The organism is Herbaspirillum huttiense (assembly GCF_004367745.1).
Classification (GTDB): domain Bacteria; phylum Pseudomonadota; class Gammaproteobacteria; order Burkholderiales; family Burkholderiaceae_D; genus Herbaspirillum; species Herbaspirillum huttiense.
Genome location: NZ_CP037993.1, coordinates 1,634,473 through 1,650,608, shown reverse-complemented (window position 1 = coordinate 1,650,608; position 16,136 = coordinate 1,634,473). Strand labels below are relative to the sequence as shown.

At 62.4% G+C, this 16,136-nt stretch carries 14 protein-coding genes; 10 read left to right on the top strand and 4 right to left on the bottom strand.

Going from position 1 to position 16,136, the window contains the following annotated elements:
• Positions 1-3: 3 nt before the first annotated feature.
• The 5 genes from E2K99_RS07315 (at position 4) to E2K99_RS07295 (ending at position 6,207) form a co-directional block, all read left to right on the top strand.
• Positions 4-432 (top strand): hypothetical protein, encoded by a 429-nt coding sequence (locus E2K99_RS07315; RefSeq protein WP_121038371.1) that lies wholly within the window; start codon positions 4-6, stop codon positions 430-432.
• Between the two features lie 192 nt (positions 433-624).
• Positions 625-1,935, top strand: coding sequence for a D-amino acid dehydrogenase (locus E2K99_RS07310; RefSeq protein WP_034337402.1), 1,311 nt, complete (start codon positions 625-627; stop codon positions 1,933-1,935).
• Between the two features lie 389 nt (positions 1,936-2,324).
• The gene (lpxO, locus tag E2K99_RS07305; RefSeq protein WP_034337405.1) at positions 2,325-3,224 is read left to right on the top strand and encodes a lipid A hydroxylase LpxO; all 900 of its coding nucleotides are present in this window, start codon (positions 2,325-2,327) and stop codon (positions 3,222-3,224) included.
• Between the two features lie 559 nt (positions 3,225-3,783).
• Positions 3,784-4,851 carry a GGDEF domain-containing protein gene (locus E2K99_RS07300; RefSeq protein ID WP_199725005.1) on the top strand — a complete coding sequence of 356 codons (1,068 nt, stop codon included), beginning with the start codon at positions 3,784-3,786 and terminating at the stop codon, positions 4,849-4,851.
• 285 nt (positions 4,852-5,136) lie between these two features.
• Positions 5,137-6,207, top strand: a complete 1,071-nt coding sequence (locus tag E2K99_RS07295) for an asparaginase (protein ID WP_034337408.1) — start codon at positions 5,137-5,139, stop codon at positions 6,205-6,207.
• A 172-nt stretch (positions 6,208-6,379) separates the two neighbouring features.
• Here the strand turns inward: E2K99_RS07295 and E2K99_RS07290 are convergent, their stop codons facing one another.
• From E2K99_RS07290 to E2K99_RS07280, 3 genes are all read right to left on the bottom strand, one after another.
• A complete protein-coding gene (locus E2K99_RS07290) occupies positions 6,380-6,712 on the bottom strand; it encodes a helix-turn-helix domain-containing protein (RefSeq protein WP_039785903.1) in 333 nt (110 codons plus the stop codon).
• On the bottom strand, positions 6,696-6,950 hold the full coding sequence (locus E2K99_RS07285) for a type II toxin-antitoxin system RelE family toxin (protein WP_134221809.1): 255 nt from the start codon (positions 6,948-6,950) through the stop codon (positions 6,696-6,698). The genes E2K99_RS07290 and E2K99_RS07285 overlap by 17 nt, the downstream gene beginning before the upstream one ends.
• Positions 6,951-7,106: 156 nt before the next feature.
• A complete protein-coding gene (locus E2K99_RS07280) occupies positions 7,107-9,428 on the bottom strand; it encodes an FdhF/YdeP family oxidoreductase (protein WP_166675047.1) in 2,322 nt (773 codons plus the stop codon).
• Between the two features lie 321 nt (positions 9,429-9,749).
• On the opposite strand from E2K99_RS07280, the gene E2K99_RS07275 reads away from it, so the two are divergent.
• Genes E2K99_RS07275 through E2K99_RS07260 form a run of 4 tightly spaced genes read left to right on the top strand, consistent with a single transcriptional unit; the run spans position 9,750 to position 12,885 of the window.
• Positions 9,750-10,808: an acyl-CoA dehydrogenase family protein gene (locus E2K99_RS07275; protein ID WP_134221807.1), complete on the top strand. Its 1,059-nt coding sequence runs from the start codon at positions 9,750-9,752 to the stop codon at positions 10,806-10,808.
• Positions 10,796-11,581, top strand: coding sequence for a PIG-L deacetylase family protein (locus E2K99_RS07270; RefSeq protein WP_134221806.1), 786 nt, complete (start codon positions 10,796-10,798; stop codon positions 11,579-11,581). Before E2K99_RS07275 ends, E2K99_RS07270 begins: the two co-directional genes overlap by 13 nt.
• Positions 11,578-12,171, top strand: a complete 594-nt coding sequence (locus E2K99_RS07265; protein ID WP_121038354.1) for an SAM-dependent methyltransferase — start codon at positions 11,578-11,580, stop codon at positions 12,169-12,171. Before E2K99_RS07270 ends, E2K99_RS07265 begins: the two co-directional genes overlap by 4 nt.
• 36 nt (positions 12,172-12,207) lie before the next feature.
• Positions 12,208-12,885, top strand: coding sequence for a glycosyltransferase family 2 protein (locus E2K99_RS07260; protein WP_134221805.1), 678 nt, complete (start codon positions 12,208-12,210; stop codon positions 12,883-12,885).
• Here the strand turns inward: E2K99_RS07260 and E2K99_RS07255 are convergent.
• Positions 12,882-14,321: a YihY/virulence factor BrkB family protein gene (locus tag E2K99_RS07255; RefSeq protein WP_240733869.1), complete on the bottom strand. Its 1,440-nt coding sequence runs from the start codon at positions 14,319-14,321 to the stop codon at positions 12,882-12,884. The genes E2K99_RS07260 and E2K99_RS07255 overlap by 4 nt on opposite strands.
• Before the next feature lie 315 nt (positions 14,322-14,636).
• Here E2K99_RS07255 and E2K99_RS07250 point away from each other — a divergent pair, with 315 nt between their 5' ends.
• Positions 14,637-16,070: an NAD-dependent succinate-semialdehyde dehydrogenase gene (locus tag E2K99_RS07250; RefSeq protein WP_134221804.1), complete on the top strand. Its 1,434-nt coding sequence runs from the start codon at positions 14,637-14,639 to the stop codon at positions 16,068-16,070.
• The last annotated feature ends 66 nt before the right edge of the window (positions 16,071-16,136 follow it).

The window sequence follows — 16,136 nt, the reverse complement described above, 5'->3', positions numbered from 1 at the left end:
GCCATGAACCACGACGACAACAGCATCCCCCTGCTCACCGAGATCATTCCGCTCGCACCGGCCGCGTCCCCCGCTCCGGATTACGCCGCCCCCATGCAGCCGGGCGCCTTCCACACCCAGCCCGCGAATACCCATTACCAGGCGCCCGCAGCGGCGGCCCCGGTGATGGCACCCCTGCCCCCGGTGACCCCGGCCGCCGAACAATACCGCCAGTGGGAACAGGAAATCCGCGAAAACGTCCTGCAAAGCCTGCTGGAACGCGTCGATACCGTGCTGCACCAACACCTGCAGGACCAGATGGCGCTGGCGCTGGACCATCTTTCCGATATCGTGATGCAGCGCGTCAGGGAAGGCCTGCGCGATGCCCTCACCGAAACGGTCGAGCGCGCCGTGGCGGAAGAGATGGCGCGCTTCACATCTTCAAAAATGTAAATCTTGCTGGATTTTTCTTTTTCTTTTGAATAAAAATATTGCAACAGCCTTTTTATTCATAAAAATTCCAGCCAGTATTGATCACATCGGCAATCACGCTTTTCTTACAATGCTTGCATTGTTCGCATTTGATTTCGCAAATGCGAACGTCCGAACAACCACAGCAAGTTCATGCAAAACCGGGAGAGTGAGATGAAAGTGATCGTATTGGGCGCAGGCATTATCGGAACCGCTTCCGCCTGGTTCCTGAAAAAGCAGGGCTACGACGTCACTGTCATCGACCGCCAGCCCGGCGCGGCGCAGGAAACCAGCTTCGCCAACGGCTGCCAGATCTCGGTCTCGCACGCGGAACCCTGGGCCAATCCGGCCGCCCCGATGAAGGTCCTCAAATGGCTGGGCAAGGAAGACGCCCCGCTGCTCTATCGCTTCCGTCCCGAATGGCTGCAGTGGAAGTGGGCCGTGGCCTTCCTGCGTGAATGCACCGCCGCCCGCACCGACGAGAACATCCGCAACATTGTCGCCCTGTGCGAATACAGCCGCCAGACCCTGCAAGCCGTGCGCGCTGACACCGGCATCCAGTACGACCACCTGACCCGCGGCATCCTGCACTTCTACACCGAAGAAAAGGAATTCCAGGACTCGCTGCCCGCCGCCAAGCTCATGCGCGACCTGGGCTGCCCGCGCGAATCCATCGGTGCCGATGAAGTGGTGCGCATCGAACCGGCACTGGCTTCGATCCGCAACAAGATCGTCGGCGGCGACTTCACCGCCACCGATGAATCGGGCGACGTCTTCAAGCTCACCACCGGCCTGGCCAAGAAGAGCGAAGAAGCCGGCGTCGAATTCCGCTATTCCACCAGCATCACCCGCCTGATCACCGAAGGCGCTGGTGCCGCCGCCCGCGTGACCGGCGTGGAAGTCATCAACCCGGACGGCCGCCATGAAGTCCTGAAGGCCGATACCTTCGTGGTCGCCATGGGCAGCTTCTCGCAGCAGTTGGTCAAGCCGCTGGGCATCGACCTGCTGCTCTACCCAGGCAAGGGCTATTCGGCCACCTACCAGATCACCAATCCGGACGCCGCCCCCACCGTCTCGCTCACCGACGACGGCTACAAGCTGGTGGTCTCGCGCCTGGGTGACCGCCTGCGCGTGGCCGGTACCTGCGAACTGAACGGCTACACCCGTGAACTGAACACCACCCGCTGCGAAGCCATCACCCGCCGCACCCGTGAACTGTTCCCGGATGGCTGCGACTACGAGAACCCGACCTACTGGACCGGCCTGCGCCCGCTGACCCCGTCCAACGTCCCCTACGTGGGCAAGACCAAGTTCGCCAACCTGTACCTCAACACCGGCCACGGCACGCTGGGCTGGACCATGGGCTGCGGCTCCGGCCGCGCGATCGCCGAGATCGTCTCCGGCCACGTGCCGGAAATCGATTTCGCCTTCACCGGCCTGCCGCGCTGGAACCGTGCGCGCCAGGTGGTGACCCAGGCCGCTTGAGCGTTTTCGTTCACCCCCTGGAAAGGACCGGATTGCCCGGTCCTTTTTTTTGCCCGCTTGATCTGGGTCAGCGCATGCGTTTGTTGCAGGAATCTTCACATAGGGCAATCAGCGCCCTTACAAACTCTGACGAGCCCTTGGTGTAGAATCCTCGCTTGCTCTGCGTTGCCGGCATCCTGCCGGGCGTGCGCAGCCACCGGGATTTCAGCTCATCATCGCGCATCTTGCAGCATCACGGCGTCTTCCAGCCTGGTTTGCTGTCAGCCGTTCCGCCATTGGCGGAGCGCTGTCGTTGATCTTCCCGGCCCTGACCCCATATAGACGGATATCCGTCTCAGCCTTTTCCTTCATTTGATATGAAAAGGCCGGCAACATCAAAGGACCCTGCAATGAAGTGGGCAATTGTCTTCATCTATCTGTTTTCCATCCTGTTCATCCATTTCCGTGGACGCGTGCGCCTGCCCTTCCTGCGGCAGTTCTTCGATCACTCCTCGATCATGTCGCCGATCAACCTGTTCATGTACGCCTTTTCGCGCGTACCGGCGGTGCCCTACCCGGCCGTGAAGCAGTTCGATGACCTCGCCCTCATCGACCAGAACTGGGAAGTGATCCGCGACGAAGCCGTGGCCCTGCGTGAAATGGCCAAGATCAAGGCGGCGGAAAAGAATGACGATGCCGGCTTCAACTCCTTCTTCAAGGCAGGCTGGAAGCGTTTCTATTTGAAGTGGTACAACGCCAGCCATCCCTCGGCCGAGAAGTTCTGCCCCAAGACCGTGGAAATCCTCAAGCGCATCCCGTCGGTGAAGGCCGCCATGTTTGCCGAACTGGCTCCGGGCGGCACGCTCAATCCGCACCGCGATCCCTTCGCCGGTTCGCTGCGCTACCACCTGGGCCTGGTCACGCCCAACGACGACCGCTGCTTCATCGAAGTCGACGGCCAGCGTTACAGCTGGCGCGATGGTCAGAGCGTGGTGTTCGATGAGACCTTCATCCACTGGGCACAGAACGGCTCCGAGACGAACCGTATCATCCTCTTCTGCGATGTCGAGCGTCCGCTGCGCTATCGTTGGGCAGAAGCCATCAATGGCTTCCTCGGCCGCACCATGATGACCGCCGCTGCCTCGCCCAATGAGACCGGCGACCAGACCGGACGCGTCAACAAGCTGTTCCGCTTCGTCTGGCTGGCCGGGCAGTATCGCCGCCGCTTCAAGAACTGGAACAAGACCGTCTACAAGATCACCAAGTTCGCTCTGATCATCGCAGTGGCGCTGCTGATCATTTATGCCTGAAGCAGCAAACCGGGCTCCTGCAATCGGAAATCCGGAACACTATTACAAATGATATAAACAAATATCGCCGGCTGTTGCCCGGCGATTTTTTGTAAGTAAACCCCAAAAACCGCTCATCGATTTTCGGCAGCTGAGAAGCTGACGACGTGCCTCCCTGAAAATGACGCATCGCCGCAATTCCGCCATACGCCTGGGCTTCAGCCTGATACTGCGGGATTGGCTGGCAAGAACGCACGCAATACTCACCAAGCCCCACGTAAGTGAAAGTCACGCGAGATCTAAAGTTTCCATGCGGCAATCAAAGCGCAAATTTTCTGCAGTGACATGCAGAAACTGCTTCATTCCCATGCTTGCCGCCTGTAAAATCCTTGTGCTTCCGTGCTAGCTTGATGGCGTGAATCTTGCACCGGGATCGTCTTCATTCCGCTGCGACATGCCTTGCTCCTGACTACGCTCCTGCCAATGGCCGGGCACTGCTTGATGGCATGTCAGCCAGCCCGCAGTCGAAGACGCCGGGCAAGCACAGCCGAGTACCGACCATACATAGAACAATGGGCTCATGCAGGACATCGACGACGAGATGAAAAAACCGCTGCTCAAGCATCTGGTAGAAATCACGGCCCACCGGGAGCACTCCCGCCTGGCCATCTCCGTCATCTCCGCGCTGTATCAGCTCACTGAGGTCGAGACCATCCGCATGCTCGACATCTTCACGCTGCGCGATGAATACTTCGTGCAGGAAAAGATGGTCATCCGCGATGGCACGGTCCACACCATCGCCGAACTGACCAGCGACGATCCCAAGGAACCGCTGTCGGCCTATCCGGCCATGCTGGCCTGTATCCGCAATCATCTCAACGAGTTCGACGAAACCACGCCCGAGGGCGAACACGTACTGTGGCTGCCGGTCTGGCTGCATGGGAAGATGAATTCCTGCCTGGAGATCCGCAGCCAGCAGCCCTTTGCAGCGACCATGCTGGATGTGATCCGCGGCATCTTCCACGTCTATTGCAATTACCAGAGCCTGCTGGATTACAGCGAACGCGACGCGCTTACCGGCCTGTTCAACCGCAAGACCTTCGACGAGCAATTCACCCGCTACGCCTTCGCCATCGCGCCGCACGAAGCCCATTCCGTGGACCGCGACGAACGCCGGCACGACAGCAATGACGAACCCAAGGGCCACTGGCTGGGGGTGGTCGACATCGATCACTTCAAGCAGGTCAATGACCGCTACGGCCACCTGTATGGCGATGAAGTGCTGATCCTGGTGGCCAACATCCTGCGCGCTTCGTTCCGGGCGCATGACCGCATCTTCCGTTTCGGCGGCGAGGAATTCGTGATCCTGCTGCGCTCGACCACCCTCACCGATGCGCGCAAGATCTTCGACCGCTTCCGCCAGAACGTGCAGGAATATGATTTCCCGCAGGTCGGCAAGGTCACGGTGAGCCTGGGCTTCGTCAACATCGCGCGCGAAACGCCGGTGGTGATCCTGGGCCATGCCGACCAGGCGCTGTATCACGCCAAGAAGAGCGGCCGCAACCGCATCTGCTACTACCAGGAACTGGTGAATTCCGGCGTGCTGCGTTCGGGCATCACGACCAACGATACGGTGGAATTCTTCTGACGGACCGCCGGGCGTTCCTGTACCAGGGGCCGCGCGAGCGGTCTTTTTTTTCGTTCGCATTTTCCATGTGCTGTCCTGCAAGCCGCATGGGTGTTGGGCGGGCTCATGCATGCCGTGCATTCGTTCATGTTTTAAAAGCATGAGACAGCGGCGCGGCGCTTTCGTATGATCGCCAACGTTCGACGCCCCGTGCGCGAATTCATCCGCGCGATCCGCCGCACAGAGACTTAGAAAAATTGGGCGATCGCCCGCGGCCTCACCGTGTCAACCAGGAGACTTATAACAATGCAGCAGGCACACTTCAAAAAAATCGGTTCGGTCATGATCCTCTCGCTGGCCTGCGCCTTTGCGGCGCACGCCCAGGACAAGAAGCCCAACGTGGTCGTCATCGGCACCGGCGGCACCATCGCCGGCGCGGGCGCATCCAGCGTCAATACGGCCGCCTATCAATCGGCCGTGGTTCCGGTCGACAAGATCATCGCCGCCGTCCCCGAAATTTCCAAGATCGCCAACGTGCGCGGCGAACAGATCTTCCAGATCGGCAGCGAGAGTTTCAATGACGAGCGCCTGATCAAGCTGGGCAAGCGCGTTTCGGAACTGCTGAAGCAGAGTGATGTGGACGGCATCGTCATCACCCACGGCACCGACACCATCGAAGAGACAGCCTATTTCCTGAACCTGGTATTGAAGAGCGAGAAGCCGGTGGTGGTGGTCGGCTCCATGCGTCCCGGCACCGCGCTGGGCGCGGATGGTGCGCTGAACCTGTATGACGCGGTGCTGGTGGCCGGCAGCAAGGAAGCCGCTGGCAAGGGCACGCTGGTGGTGATGAACGACGAGATCCATTCCGGCCGCGACGTCACCAAGAGCAATACCTTCAAGGTCGAGACCTTCCGCTCGCCCTACGGTCCGCTGGGCTATGTGGTGGAGAACAAGCTGAGCTTCTATCGCCTGCCGGCGCGTCCGCACACCACGCAGACCGAGTTCGACATCGACAAGATCAGCAGCCTGCCGCGTGTGGACATCGTCTACAACTATGGCAACGTCAGCCGCACGGCGTATGACGCCTTCGTGGCGGCAGGTGCCAAGGCCATCATCCATGATGGCACCGGCAACGGCAGCGTGGCCGAGCAGATCGTGCCGGTGCTGCAGGAAGTGCGCAGCAAGGGTGTGCAGGTGATCCGCGCCTCGCGTACCGGCAGCGGCGTGGTGATCCGCAACGGCGAGCAGCCTGATGACAAGTATGACTGGGTGGTCACCGATGACCAGAATGCCCAGAAGGCGCGCATCCTGGCCGAGCTGGCCCTGACCCGTACCAATGATCCCAAGGAATTGCAGAAAATCATGTGGAAGTATTGACCGGAGAAATTTCCGACGGCTGATTTACGATAATTTATAAACAATATAAATTTTTTATCAGCCAATAGCTGAACAGCAGTACGCAAGGTGTTTTTGTGTTGTAACCCTGAGGTTTCCTCAGTTCCCTCTTGGCCCCGCTTTGGCGGGGCCTTTTTTCTTGTGGTAGGTTGCGTCAGAAATCGAGCTGTTCGACGCTCAGGCCAAGCGCCGCGGCAATTCTTTCGAGGGACATTGGACGCAAGCGTTTGCTGCTTTCCTGCTGCGCATAGGCAGACTGCGAGATACCGATGCGGGCAGCGACTTCTTGCTGGGTCAGATTCAGATGTTCGCGCCAGCTGCGGATGGCGGTCCATTGGTGGTCAACCATCATCGACACCACCTCATGCGGAACATAAGGCTCGTCCTCTTGCGGATGCTCCCTGACATAATCTGCGTAAGGGATCACGACGAAGGCAGGTCTTCCATCTGCGCCGTGAATAATTTGAGTGTTAGTACGTGCGGTCATCGCGCTTGCTCACTTCCTCGATATAGACAATGCGGACAGTGCCATCAAAGTTGAAGAAGACTCGATAATGGCCAACCCGAAGGCGAAATTGGCACGGATGATTCGTCAGCGATTTCACTTGCAGGCAATGCGGCATTTGTGCCAGCTTGGCGGTTGCATCCTTGATCTTGATCTGGTCGGAACGGTTGATCTTCATTAACTGCTTGATCGCCCTGGGATGCCACTTGATCGAGTTCATGCGCTTAAATTATAAGTCCAACATCAGTATTTTTTCAAATTATTAGACTTGGACTTATTAATCCGAGTCAGGGCGCAAGCTTGCCAGCCACTTTTCCCGGCGGCAAGCGAGGACACCAATTGACTCGCTCGTTCTCGAAAACTCCACTATTGATCGTCAGGACAACACCGGCTCCCCAATCTCCGGAATCAAGCGAATCGGAATCGACTTCGCCGCCGGCACCTTGCTGCCGCGTGCATGGTGGAACAGCGGGATGAGCCGGTTGAGTTCAGGAAAATAACCCATCACGCAGCCCACCGGAATATCGAAAGGCTCCACGCGCAAATGCTCGACGCGGCGCTGCACGCCGTCATCCGACAACGTCTCGGCCGTGACGAAATCCCCTGCGCCCAATGCCTGCTGCTGCAAATCGCGCAGATTCATCAGCAGCACGCGACGCGTGCCCCACACCCCACGGAAGCGGTCATCCAGCGAATAGACGGTCGTATTGAATTGACTGTCACCGCGCGTGGTCATGAGCCGCAACACGCCGGGGGCATCGCCAGGCATGTCGGGATCAGGATCAAAGCCGTCTGGGGTCTTGAAATTGGCCTTGCCGTTGGGAGTCTTCCATTGCCGTTCGCGCGCCGCCAGCGGGCGCGCGAAACCGCCTGGCGTCCACATGCGTGCATTGAAGTCGCGGAAGATGTCAGGATAGGTGGCCTCGATGGCATCGCGAATCAGGGCGTAGTCGCCAACCCACGCATCCCAGTCCACCTGCGGATTGACCGGCAGCAGTCGCTTGGCCAGTTCGGCCAGGATGGCCGGTTCCGACAGCAGATGCGGCGAGGCCGGTTTGACACGGCCGCGCGAGCCATGCATGCAGCCGGTGCTGTCTTCCACTGACACAACCTGCTCGCCGCCGCGTTGCTGGTCGATCTCGATGCGGCCGAGGCAGGGCAACACGTAGGACGTCTTGCCATGGATGACGCAGGAACGGTTGAAGTGCGTCACCACCTGCACCGTCAGCGGCAGCTTGCGCCAGGCGGGTTCCATCACCCCATGATCGGGAATGGCCCGCACGAAATTCCCGCCCAGCATGAAGAAGGCGGACAGTTCGCCATCACGAATCTTTTCGCAGGCTTCCACCGTGTTGAGGCCCTTTTCCATCGGTGGCTCGAAATGATAGAGCGCGCGCAGCTTGTCATTGGGCACCATCTCCGGTTTTTCGGTGATGCCCACGGTGCGCTGGCCCTGCACGTTGGAATGGCCGCGGATGGGGCAGATGCCCGCGCCCGGCTTGCCGATATTGCCGCGCATGAGCAGCAGATTGGTCAGCATGTGGATGGCACGCACCGCTTCACGATGCTGGGTAATGCCCATGCCATACATGAGCATGGCACTTTCCGCAGCGGCATAGGTATCGGCCGCCAGCTCCAGCTCTGCGCGCGAGACGCCGGCGTGGCGTTCGATCTCGGCCCACTCGGCGGCACGCGCAGCGGCGGCGAACTCCTCGAAGCCGCTGGTGTGCTCATCAATGAAGGCCTGGTCCAGCAGGCGCGGCAAGCCTTGCGTGCGGGCGCGTTCGTCACGTTCCAGGATGCGCTTGGCCATGCCGATGGCGGCCGCCGTGTCGCCGCCAATCCTGATCTGCAGATATTGCGAACTGATATCGGTGTGCGCCGGGGTGATCATCTCCTTGGGCGATTGCGGGTTGACGAAGCGTTCCAGTCCGCGCTCGCGCAAGGGATTGAAGGTGATCACCGGTACGCCGCGCTTGCGCGCCTCTTCCAGCTGATGCAGCATGCGCGGCGCATTGGTGCCGGTGTTGTGGCCGAAGAAGAGGATGCACCCCGTCTGCTCGAAATCGTCCAGCCTGACCGTACCCACGGGCACGCCGATGGTCTGCGGCAGTGCCACGGAAGTGGACTCGTGGCACATGTTGGAACTGTCGGGCAGGTTATTGGTGCCGTACATGCGTGCGATCAGCTGATACATGTACGAGGTCTCCAGCGAGGCCCGGCCCGACGCGTAGAACACCACCTTCTTCGGATCCATGGCACGCAGTTGCGCCGCGATGTCATCGAAGGCTTCGTTCCACGAGACCGGCAGGTAGCGGTCGCTGGCGGCATCGTATTTCATGGGCTCGGTGATGCGGCCGGTGGATTCCAGTTCGAGATCGTTCCAGCTTTCCATCTCGGCGACGGTATGCTGGGCGAAGAATTCGGGGGTGGCGCGCTTGCCGGTAATTTCCCAGGCGGTGGCCTTGGCACCGTTCTCGCAGAATTCAAACAGATGCGGATCAGCCGGCTTGGCCCAGGAACAGCTGACGCAGGCAAAGCCGTCCGGCTTGTTCTGCTTCATGAGGATGCGCGTGCCGGTGGCGATGACGTGCTCCTGCTGCAGGATGGCACCCAGCGCCTTGACCGAGCCCCAGCCGCCGGCAGCATTGTTGTATTCGTCGAACGTCGCTTCTTCGGGGATATCCTTGGTTTTCATGTCGCTTCTCCGAGCGTGATGCATTCGTGGGGGGCGCACTGCATGGTCACGTGATCGCCCTTTGGCGCGGCGCATGGAAGACTTCTGCGTCCGGATCGCCATGATGAAAGTGAGCGCGCAATTTGGCTGTAGGCGCGTGACGGTTTTACAGCGCATCGGATTCCTACAGAGGGCGTCAGTGCTTGCGCGCACGGGCTCGGCGGGATGCGAGCGCTTACCGGATTCCTACGTCAAACACGGTAGCGCACCGACAGCTTGCAGATGCGAAGGCACTCATACTCGTCACCATTGCACAGCCCGTGCGCCTCTGTGCCCCTCATCATGATGTGCAGCTCCACCCGACGCTACGCCCCACCCTGCCCCTCGCTGCCTGCAGCGCTGGAGGAATTCATTGCGCCGGCCTTGCACCAGTCCCCGCACACCCAGCTACCCGTCGTGGCCGCGCGGCTGCTGCGCCAGCTGGTGGTAGCGGGATTGGACCGTCTGCCCCTGCCGGGCCACGGCGAGACGCTTGCGCGCTGGCAGGCGCTGGCGACCGTGGCCGCGCAGGATCTGTCGCTGGCCAAGCTGTTCGAAGCCCATACCGATGCCCTCGCCATCCTGGCTGAAGCCCACGTCCCGGTACCACCGCATTCGATCTGGGGCGTGTGGTGCGCGCAAGGCCGGCCCGGCAGCCTGCACCTGCGTGAGCAAGGTGATCAGGTCATTCTGGACGGCGAAAAACCTTGGTGCTCGGGCGCAGCCGCCGTCACGCATGCGCTGCTCGGCCATCGCGACGAGCAAGACCGCTATTGGCTGCTGGCCATTGAACTGAGCCAGCCGGGCGTCAGCATCATCGAGGACGACTGGGCTGCCATCGGCATGGCTGCCACCCGCACCGCGCGCCTGCAATTGCGTACGGTCACCGCGCAGGTGATCGGCGGCCCGGGCTTCTATTTGGACCGTCCCGGTTTTTGGCAGGGTGGCATCGGCATTGCCGCCTGCTGGCACGGCGCTGCTACCGCGCTGGTATCGGTGCTGCGCCAAGGCCTGGCGCAGCGCGCAGACAGCCATGCGCTGGCCCGGCTGGGCAGCGCACTGTGCGCCGGGCATGCAGCAGCGGCCTGCCTGCGCGAGAGCGCTGCACGCATCGATGCCCATCCGCGTGCCAATGCCATGCAGGACGCCCTGCGCACGCGTCTGACCGTGGAGCGTGCCTGCGTGCAGATCATCGAGGACCTGGGGGCTGCCCTCGGTCCCCATCCCTATTGCGGCAGCCGGCACAGTGCGCGCCTGCTGGCCGACCTGCCCGTGTGGCTGCGCCAGAGCCACGCCGAACGCGACATGACCGCGCTGGCCAAGGCCAGTCTTGAAGAGGAGTCCTCCCCATGCTTACTGTAAAGCCGCCCCCATCGGCCAGGACGGCCGCTCCTGCGCGCCATATCGACATCGTCCACGGCACCGCCGAGGATGTGTGGCAATCCTGCCAGCGCCTGCATGCCCTGCCGGAACTGGAACTGAGCCAGCTGGTGCCCGCGCGATCACGTGCGGTGATCCTGGCACCGCATCCCGACGACGAAACGCTCGGATGCGGCGGGCTGATCGCCCAACTGGCCGGGATGATGCGCGAGATCGCCGTAGTCGCCGTGAGCGATGGCGAACGCAGTCACCCGCCCTCGTCGCCGCTGGCAGCACGCCTGCCGCTGCTGCGTCCCGCCGAGAGCATGGCCGCGCTGGAATGCCTGGGTGCGGGTCAGGCGCAGATCCTGCGCGCGCGCATTCCCGACGGCCAGATCCGCCAGCATAGGCTGGAACTGAAGGCCTGGCTGATCGCGCAATTGCGCCATACCGACATCGTCTTCGCGCCGTGGCGGCTGGACGGCCATCCCGACCACGAGACCGTGGGCGAAGTGGCCGCCGAGCTGGAACACGAACTGGGTTGCAAGCTGGTGGAAGTGCCGATCTGGGGCTGGCACTGGGCACAGCCGCTGGGCGGAGAATTCCCCTGGGGCCGCGCCCACAAGCTGGCCTTCGATACCGGCACCGGCATGATGAAGCGACGCGCCCTGCGCTGCTATCACAGCCAGATCGGCAGTGACGGCGAACGCGATCCGGTGCTGCCGGCCGGTGTGCTGGCGCATTTCGTGCGGCCTTACGAGGTGTTCTTCCTATGAGGGCAGCACAGCTTCCGGCCACGCGCCATTTCGATCAGCTCTATGCCGCCAGCGACGATCCGTGGAAGACGCGGGACAGCTGGTACGAACAACGCAAGCGTGCCCTGGTCGAGGCCATCCTGCCGCGCCAGCAATGCAGTGCCATCTTCGAGCCCGGCTGTGGCAGCGGCGAACTGACGCTGCAACTGGCCGCACGTTGCCAGTGGCTGATGGCCTCCGATTTCAGCGCGGAAGCGGTACGCATCACGCGCGAGAAGACGGCGCACCTGTCGCATGTACAGGTGCGGCGGCAGTCGCTGCCCGAACAATGGCCCGCGGCCGAACATGACATGCCGGCGGTAGACCTGATCGTGTTTTCCGAACTTTGCTACTACTTCGATGCGCCCAACATGGCCGAGATGGCGGCACTGGCCGCAGCCAGCCTGTCTCCGGGCGGACACCTGCTGGCTTGCCACTGGAAGAAGGATTTCGATGACCGCCTGCTGGCCACGCGGCCCATGCACCAGCTCATCGATGCGCACGCGCGACTGAAGCGCCAGGCCTGCTACGAGGATGAAGACATCCTCATCGACCTCTGGCGCAGGATCTGACCCGCACTGCACCCACCACTTCCCGGAGAACCTAGCATGATCGGCATCGTCATCCCCGCGCACGACGAAGAAGCCAGCCTGCACGCCTGCCTGCAGGCGGTGCGCAAGGCGGCTGCACATCCTCAGTTGCAGGGAGAGGCGGTGCGCATTGCAGTGGTACTCGACAGTTGCAGCGACGGCTCCGAGACAATCGCGCGCCGCCATCCGGTGACGGTGCTGCCGCTGCAGGTGCGCAATGTCGGCCTGGCGCGGCATCACGGTGCGCGCGCACTGATCGCTGCAGGCGCACGCTGGCTGGCCTTTACCGATGCCGATACGCGGGTCGCCCCCGATTGGCTGGCGGCACAACTTGCGCTGAAGGCGGACGCGGTCTGCGGTACGGTCACGCCCGACCACTGGGGCGATCATCCGCCGGAGGTGCAGCAACGCTTCGCGCGCGACTATCACGATGAGGATGGCCATCGCCATATCCACGGTGCCAATCTGGGTGTCTGCGCCCAGGCCTATCTGCGTGCGGGCGGCTTTCCGCCGCTGGCCTGTCATGAGGATGTGGGACTGGTGCAGGCCTTGCAGGCCACCGATGCGCAGATCGCCTGGAGTGCGCGGGTGCGGGTGGTCACCAGCACCCGCAAGCAGAGCAAGGCGCGCGGCGGCTTCGGCGATACGCTGCGGCTGTGGGCCGCCGAAGAGTGCGCGGCCATCCTGCCGGCTTAGCGGGGATTGTCACCCGCGCGCACCACCTGTTGCGCCTGCTCGATGCTCACGTGATGGTCTTCCACCGTATTGACCAGCCGCTGGCGTTTCGCGCGTGAGCCGAAGTTGTTGGCGTAGATCCACGTGAACTCGGCACCGAGCAGGAAGATCTGGGCCGAGTAATAGATCCACAGCAGCAGCAGTGCAAACGAGCCGGCCGCCCCGAAGCCGGAGGTCATGCCGGTGCTGCCCAGATACAGACCGATCAGATACTTGCCGATGATGAAGAGCACGGTGGTGGCCACGGCACCGATCCACACGTCATGCCAGGACAGTGTCACGCGCGGCATGAACTTGTAGATCATCGAGAAGAGCGTGGAGAACACCACGAAGGACAGCACGAAGTTGAGCATCTGCAGCAGCAGTTGCCAGCCTTCGAACCAGCCGCCCCACCAGCGTCCCAGCGCCGCCAGCGCCGCACTGACCACCAGCGAGATGATCAGCAGGAAGCCCAGACCGATGATCAGGCCGAAGGACAGCAGCCGCGTGCGCGCCAGTTGCCACAGGCCACTCTTGCGCTTGGCGACGGGGATGCGCCAGATGCGGTCGAGCGCACTCTGCAATTCCGAAAACACCGCTGTGGCGCCAATGACCAGCGTGACTACCGAAATGCCGGCGGCGATCATGCCCTCGCGCGGCTGGCTCACCGACTTCAGCAAACCCTGGATGGCAAACGCGCCTTCAGTACCGACGATGTCGCGGATCTGGTTGACGATCTCGCCCTGCGCGGCATCGTGACCGAACAGCATGCCGGCCACCGCGATGGCGATCACCAGCATGGGAGCAATCGAGAAGATGGTGTAGTAGGCGATGGCGGCTCCCATGCTGGGGGCGAAGTCATCGATCCAGGCATTGACCGCGGCCACCGTCATCTGCCAGGCCTGCTGGGCGCGCGTGCCGCCCTTGATCATCTTGACCTCGGCCGCCGGGTCCAGATAGTCCGAGGGGGCCGGTTCCAGCTTGGCCTTGACGATGTCGATCCGGGCCGGGGCATCCGGCGGCAGCGCTGTATCGGTCTTGGCCTTGGCGGCGGCCGCCTTGGCACGGGCCGATCCCTTGCGCCAGGCGGCAATCAGCGGCATGGCCAGCGTCACCAGCCGCAAGGCCCGTTCCAGTCCTTGCGGCAGTGCATCGTGATGAGCCGTCGTGGCATGGCCGGTGTGTGCCTTGCTGCTCTCCTCCTCTGCGCGGGAGGCCACCATCCGGGGCGCTGTCGGCGACGCAGTCACGCGCTTCTGGCGGCGCTTTCTTCCCAGCCACAGACCTGCGCCGGCGCTCAACAGGGCAGCGGCGACCAGGCCGCCCGGGGAAGGACCGCCTGCCTCCTCCCCGGATTGAGGACGGGCAGCGGCTGGCGGGGTGCGGGCGGGACGAAACGGGTCGGAAGAGCTGCTCATGAAGTCCTCGGCTGGGCATATTGTTGTGGCAGTGTGACCGGTGCGTATGAACGATTGTTCCTGCTTCCGAGCCGCCCGTCCAGCCTTGTAGGAAGCCGCTGTCGGCGCTCTGGTGGCCGACGTGAAAATGAAGCGCGTGGTATAAAGGTGGTCTTCGCGACAAGCTTCACTGGCTTCGCATTGCGTGTGAACCAGAGCGGCGCAAGCCGGTCTGTCTGCATTCTCCCCAGGCCATCGCGCCTGCCCTGCGGGTAGCCCATTGGGCCGAACCGGGCAGCGCCGGCCCTTCCCCAACCTGACGAACGAGGATTGCCCATGTATAAGGACGTACAGCTTTTCATCAACGGCGAATGGACCGCCAGCGCCTCCGGCCGCACCATCGATGTCGTCAACCCGGCTACCGAGGAAGTGATCGGCAAGATCGCCCACGCCGACCGCAGCGACCTGGATCGCGCCCTGGAAGCCGCCAAAAAGGGCTTCGAGACCTGGCGCAACATGTCCGCCTTCGAGCGTTCCAAGATCATGCGCCGTGCCGCTGACCTGCTGCGCGAGCGCGTGGACGAAGTGGCGCGCCTGATGACCCTGGAACAAGGCAAGCCGCTGGGCGAAGCCAAGATGGAAACGCTGGGCGCCGCCGACACCATCGACTGGTTCGCCGAGGAAGCCCGCCGCACCTACGGCCGCCTGGTGCCGGCCCGCGTGCCGGGTGCCTACCAGATGGTGATCAAGGAGCCGGTCGGTCCGGTGGCCGCCTTCACCCCGTGGAACTTCCCGATCAACCAGGTGGTGCGCAAGCTCTCGGCGGCCCTGGCTGCAGGCTGCTCCATCATCGTCAAGGCCCCGGAAGAAACCCCGGCCTCCCCGGCCGAACTGATCCGTGCCTACGCAGACGCAGGCGTGCCGGCCGGTGTCATCAACCTGGTCTATGGCGTGCCGGCCGAGATCTCGGAATACCTGATCCCGCATCCGGTGATCAAGAAGATTTCCTTCACCGGCTCCACCCCGGTGGGCAAGCAGCTGGCAGCTCTGGCCGGCCAGCACATGAAGCGCGCCACCATGGAACTGGGCGGCCACGCACCGGCCATGGTGTTCGACGATGTGGACGTGGAACTGGCCGCCAAGACCCTGGCCACCTCCAAGTTCCGCAATGCCGGCCAGGTGTGCGTCTCGCCGACCCGCTTCCTGGTGCAGAAGGGTGTCTTCAACGCCTTCGTCGACAAGTTCGTCACCTATGCCGAACAGCTGAAGGTAGGCAATGGCCTGGAAGCCGGCGTGGGCATGGGCCCGGTCGCCAACAAGCGCCGCATCCCGGCGCTGGAAGCGCTGATCGATGATGCCGTCTCGCAAGGCGCGCAACTGCGCACCGGTGGCAAGCGCATCGGCGACAAGGGCTACTTCTTCCAGCCGACCGTGCTGACCAATGTGCCGCTGGAGGCCCGCGTGATGAACGAGGAGCCCTTCGGTCCGCTGGCCATCATCAATTCCTTCGAGACCCTGGATGAAGTGATCACCGAAGCCAACCGCCTGCCCTTCGGCCTGGCCGCCTATGCCTTCGCCAAGTCGGCCAAGACCAAGCACGCCCTGGCCGCGCGCGTGGAAAGCGGCATGCTGACCATCAACCACCTGGGCCTGGCGCTGCCGGAACTGCCTTTCGGCGGCATCAAGGACAGCGGCTACGGTTCCGAAGGCGGTACCGAGGCCATCGAGGCCTACATCAACACCAAGCTGGTGACGCAGCTGGATGTCTGATCCCGGGCAGGTCGCATGACCTGCCGCAATGATTGCGCTGTGTGATGAAAAAAATCGGCGGACCTG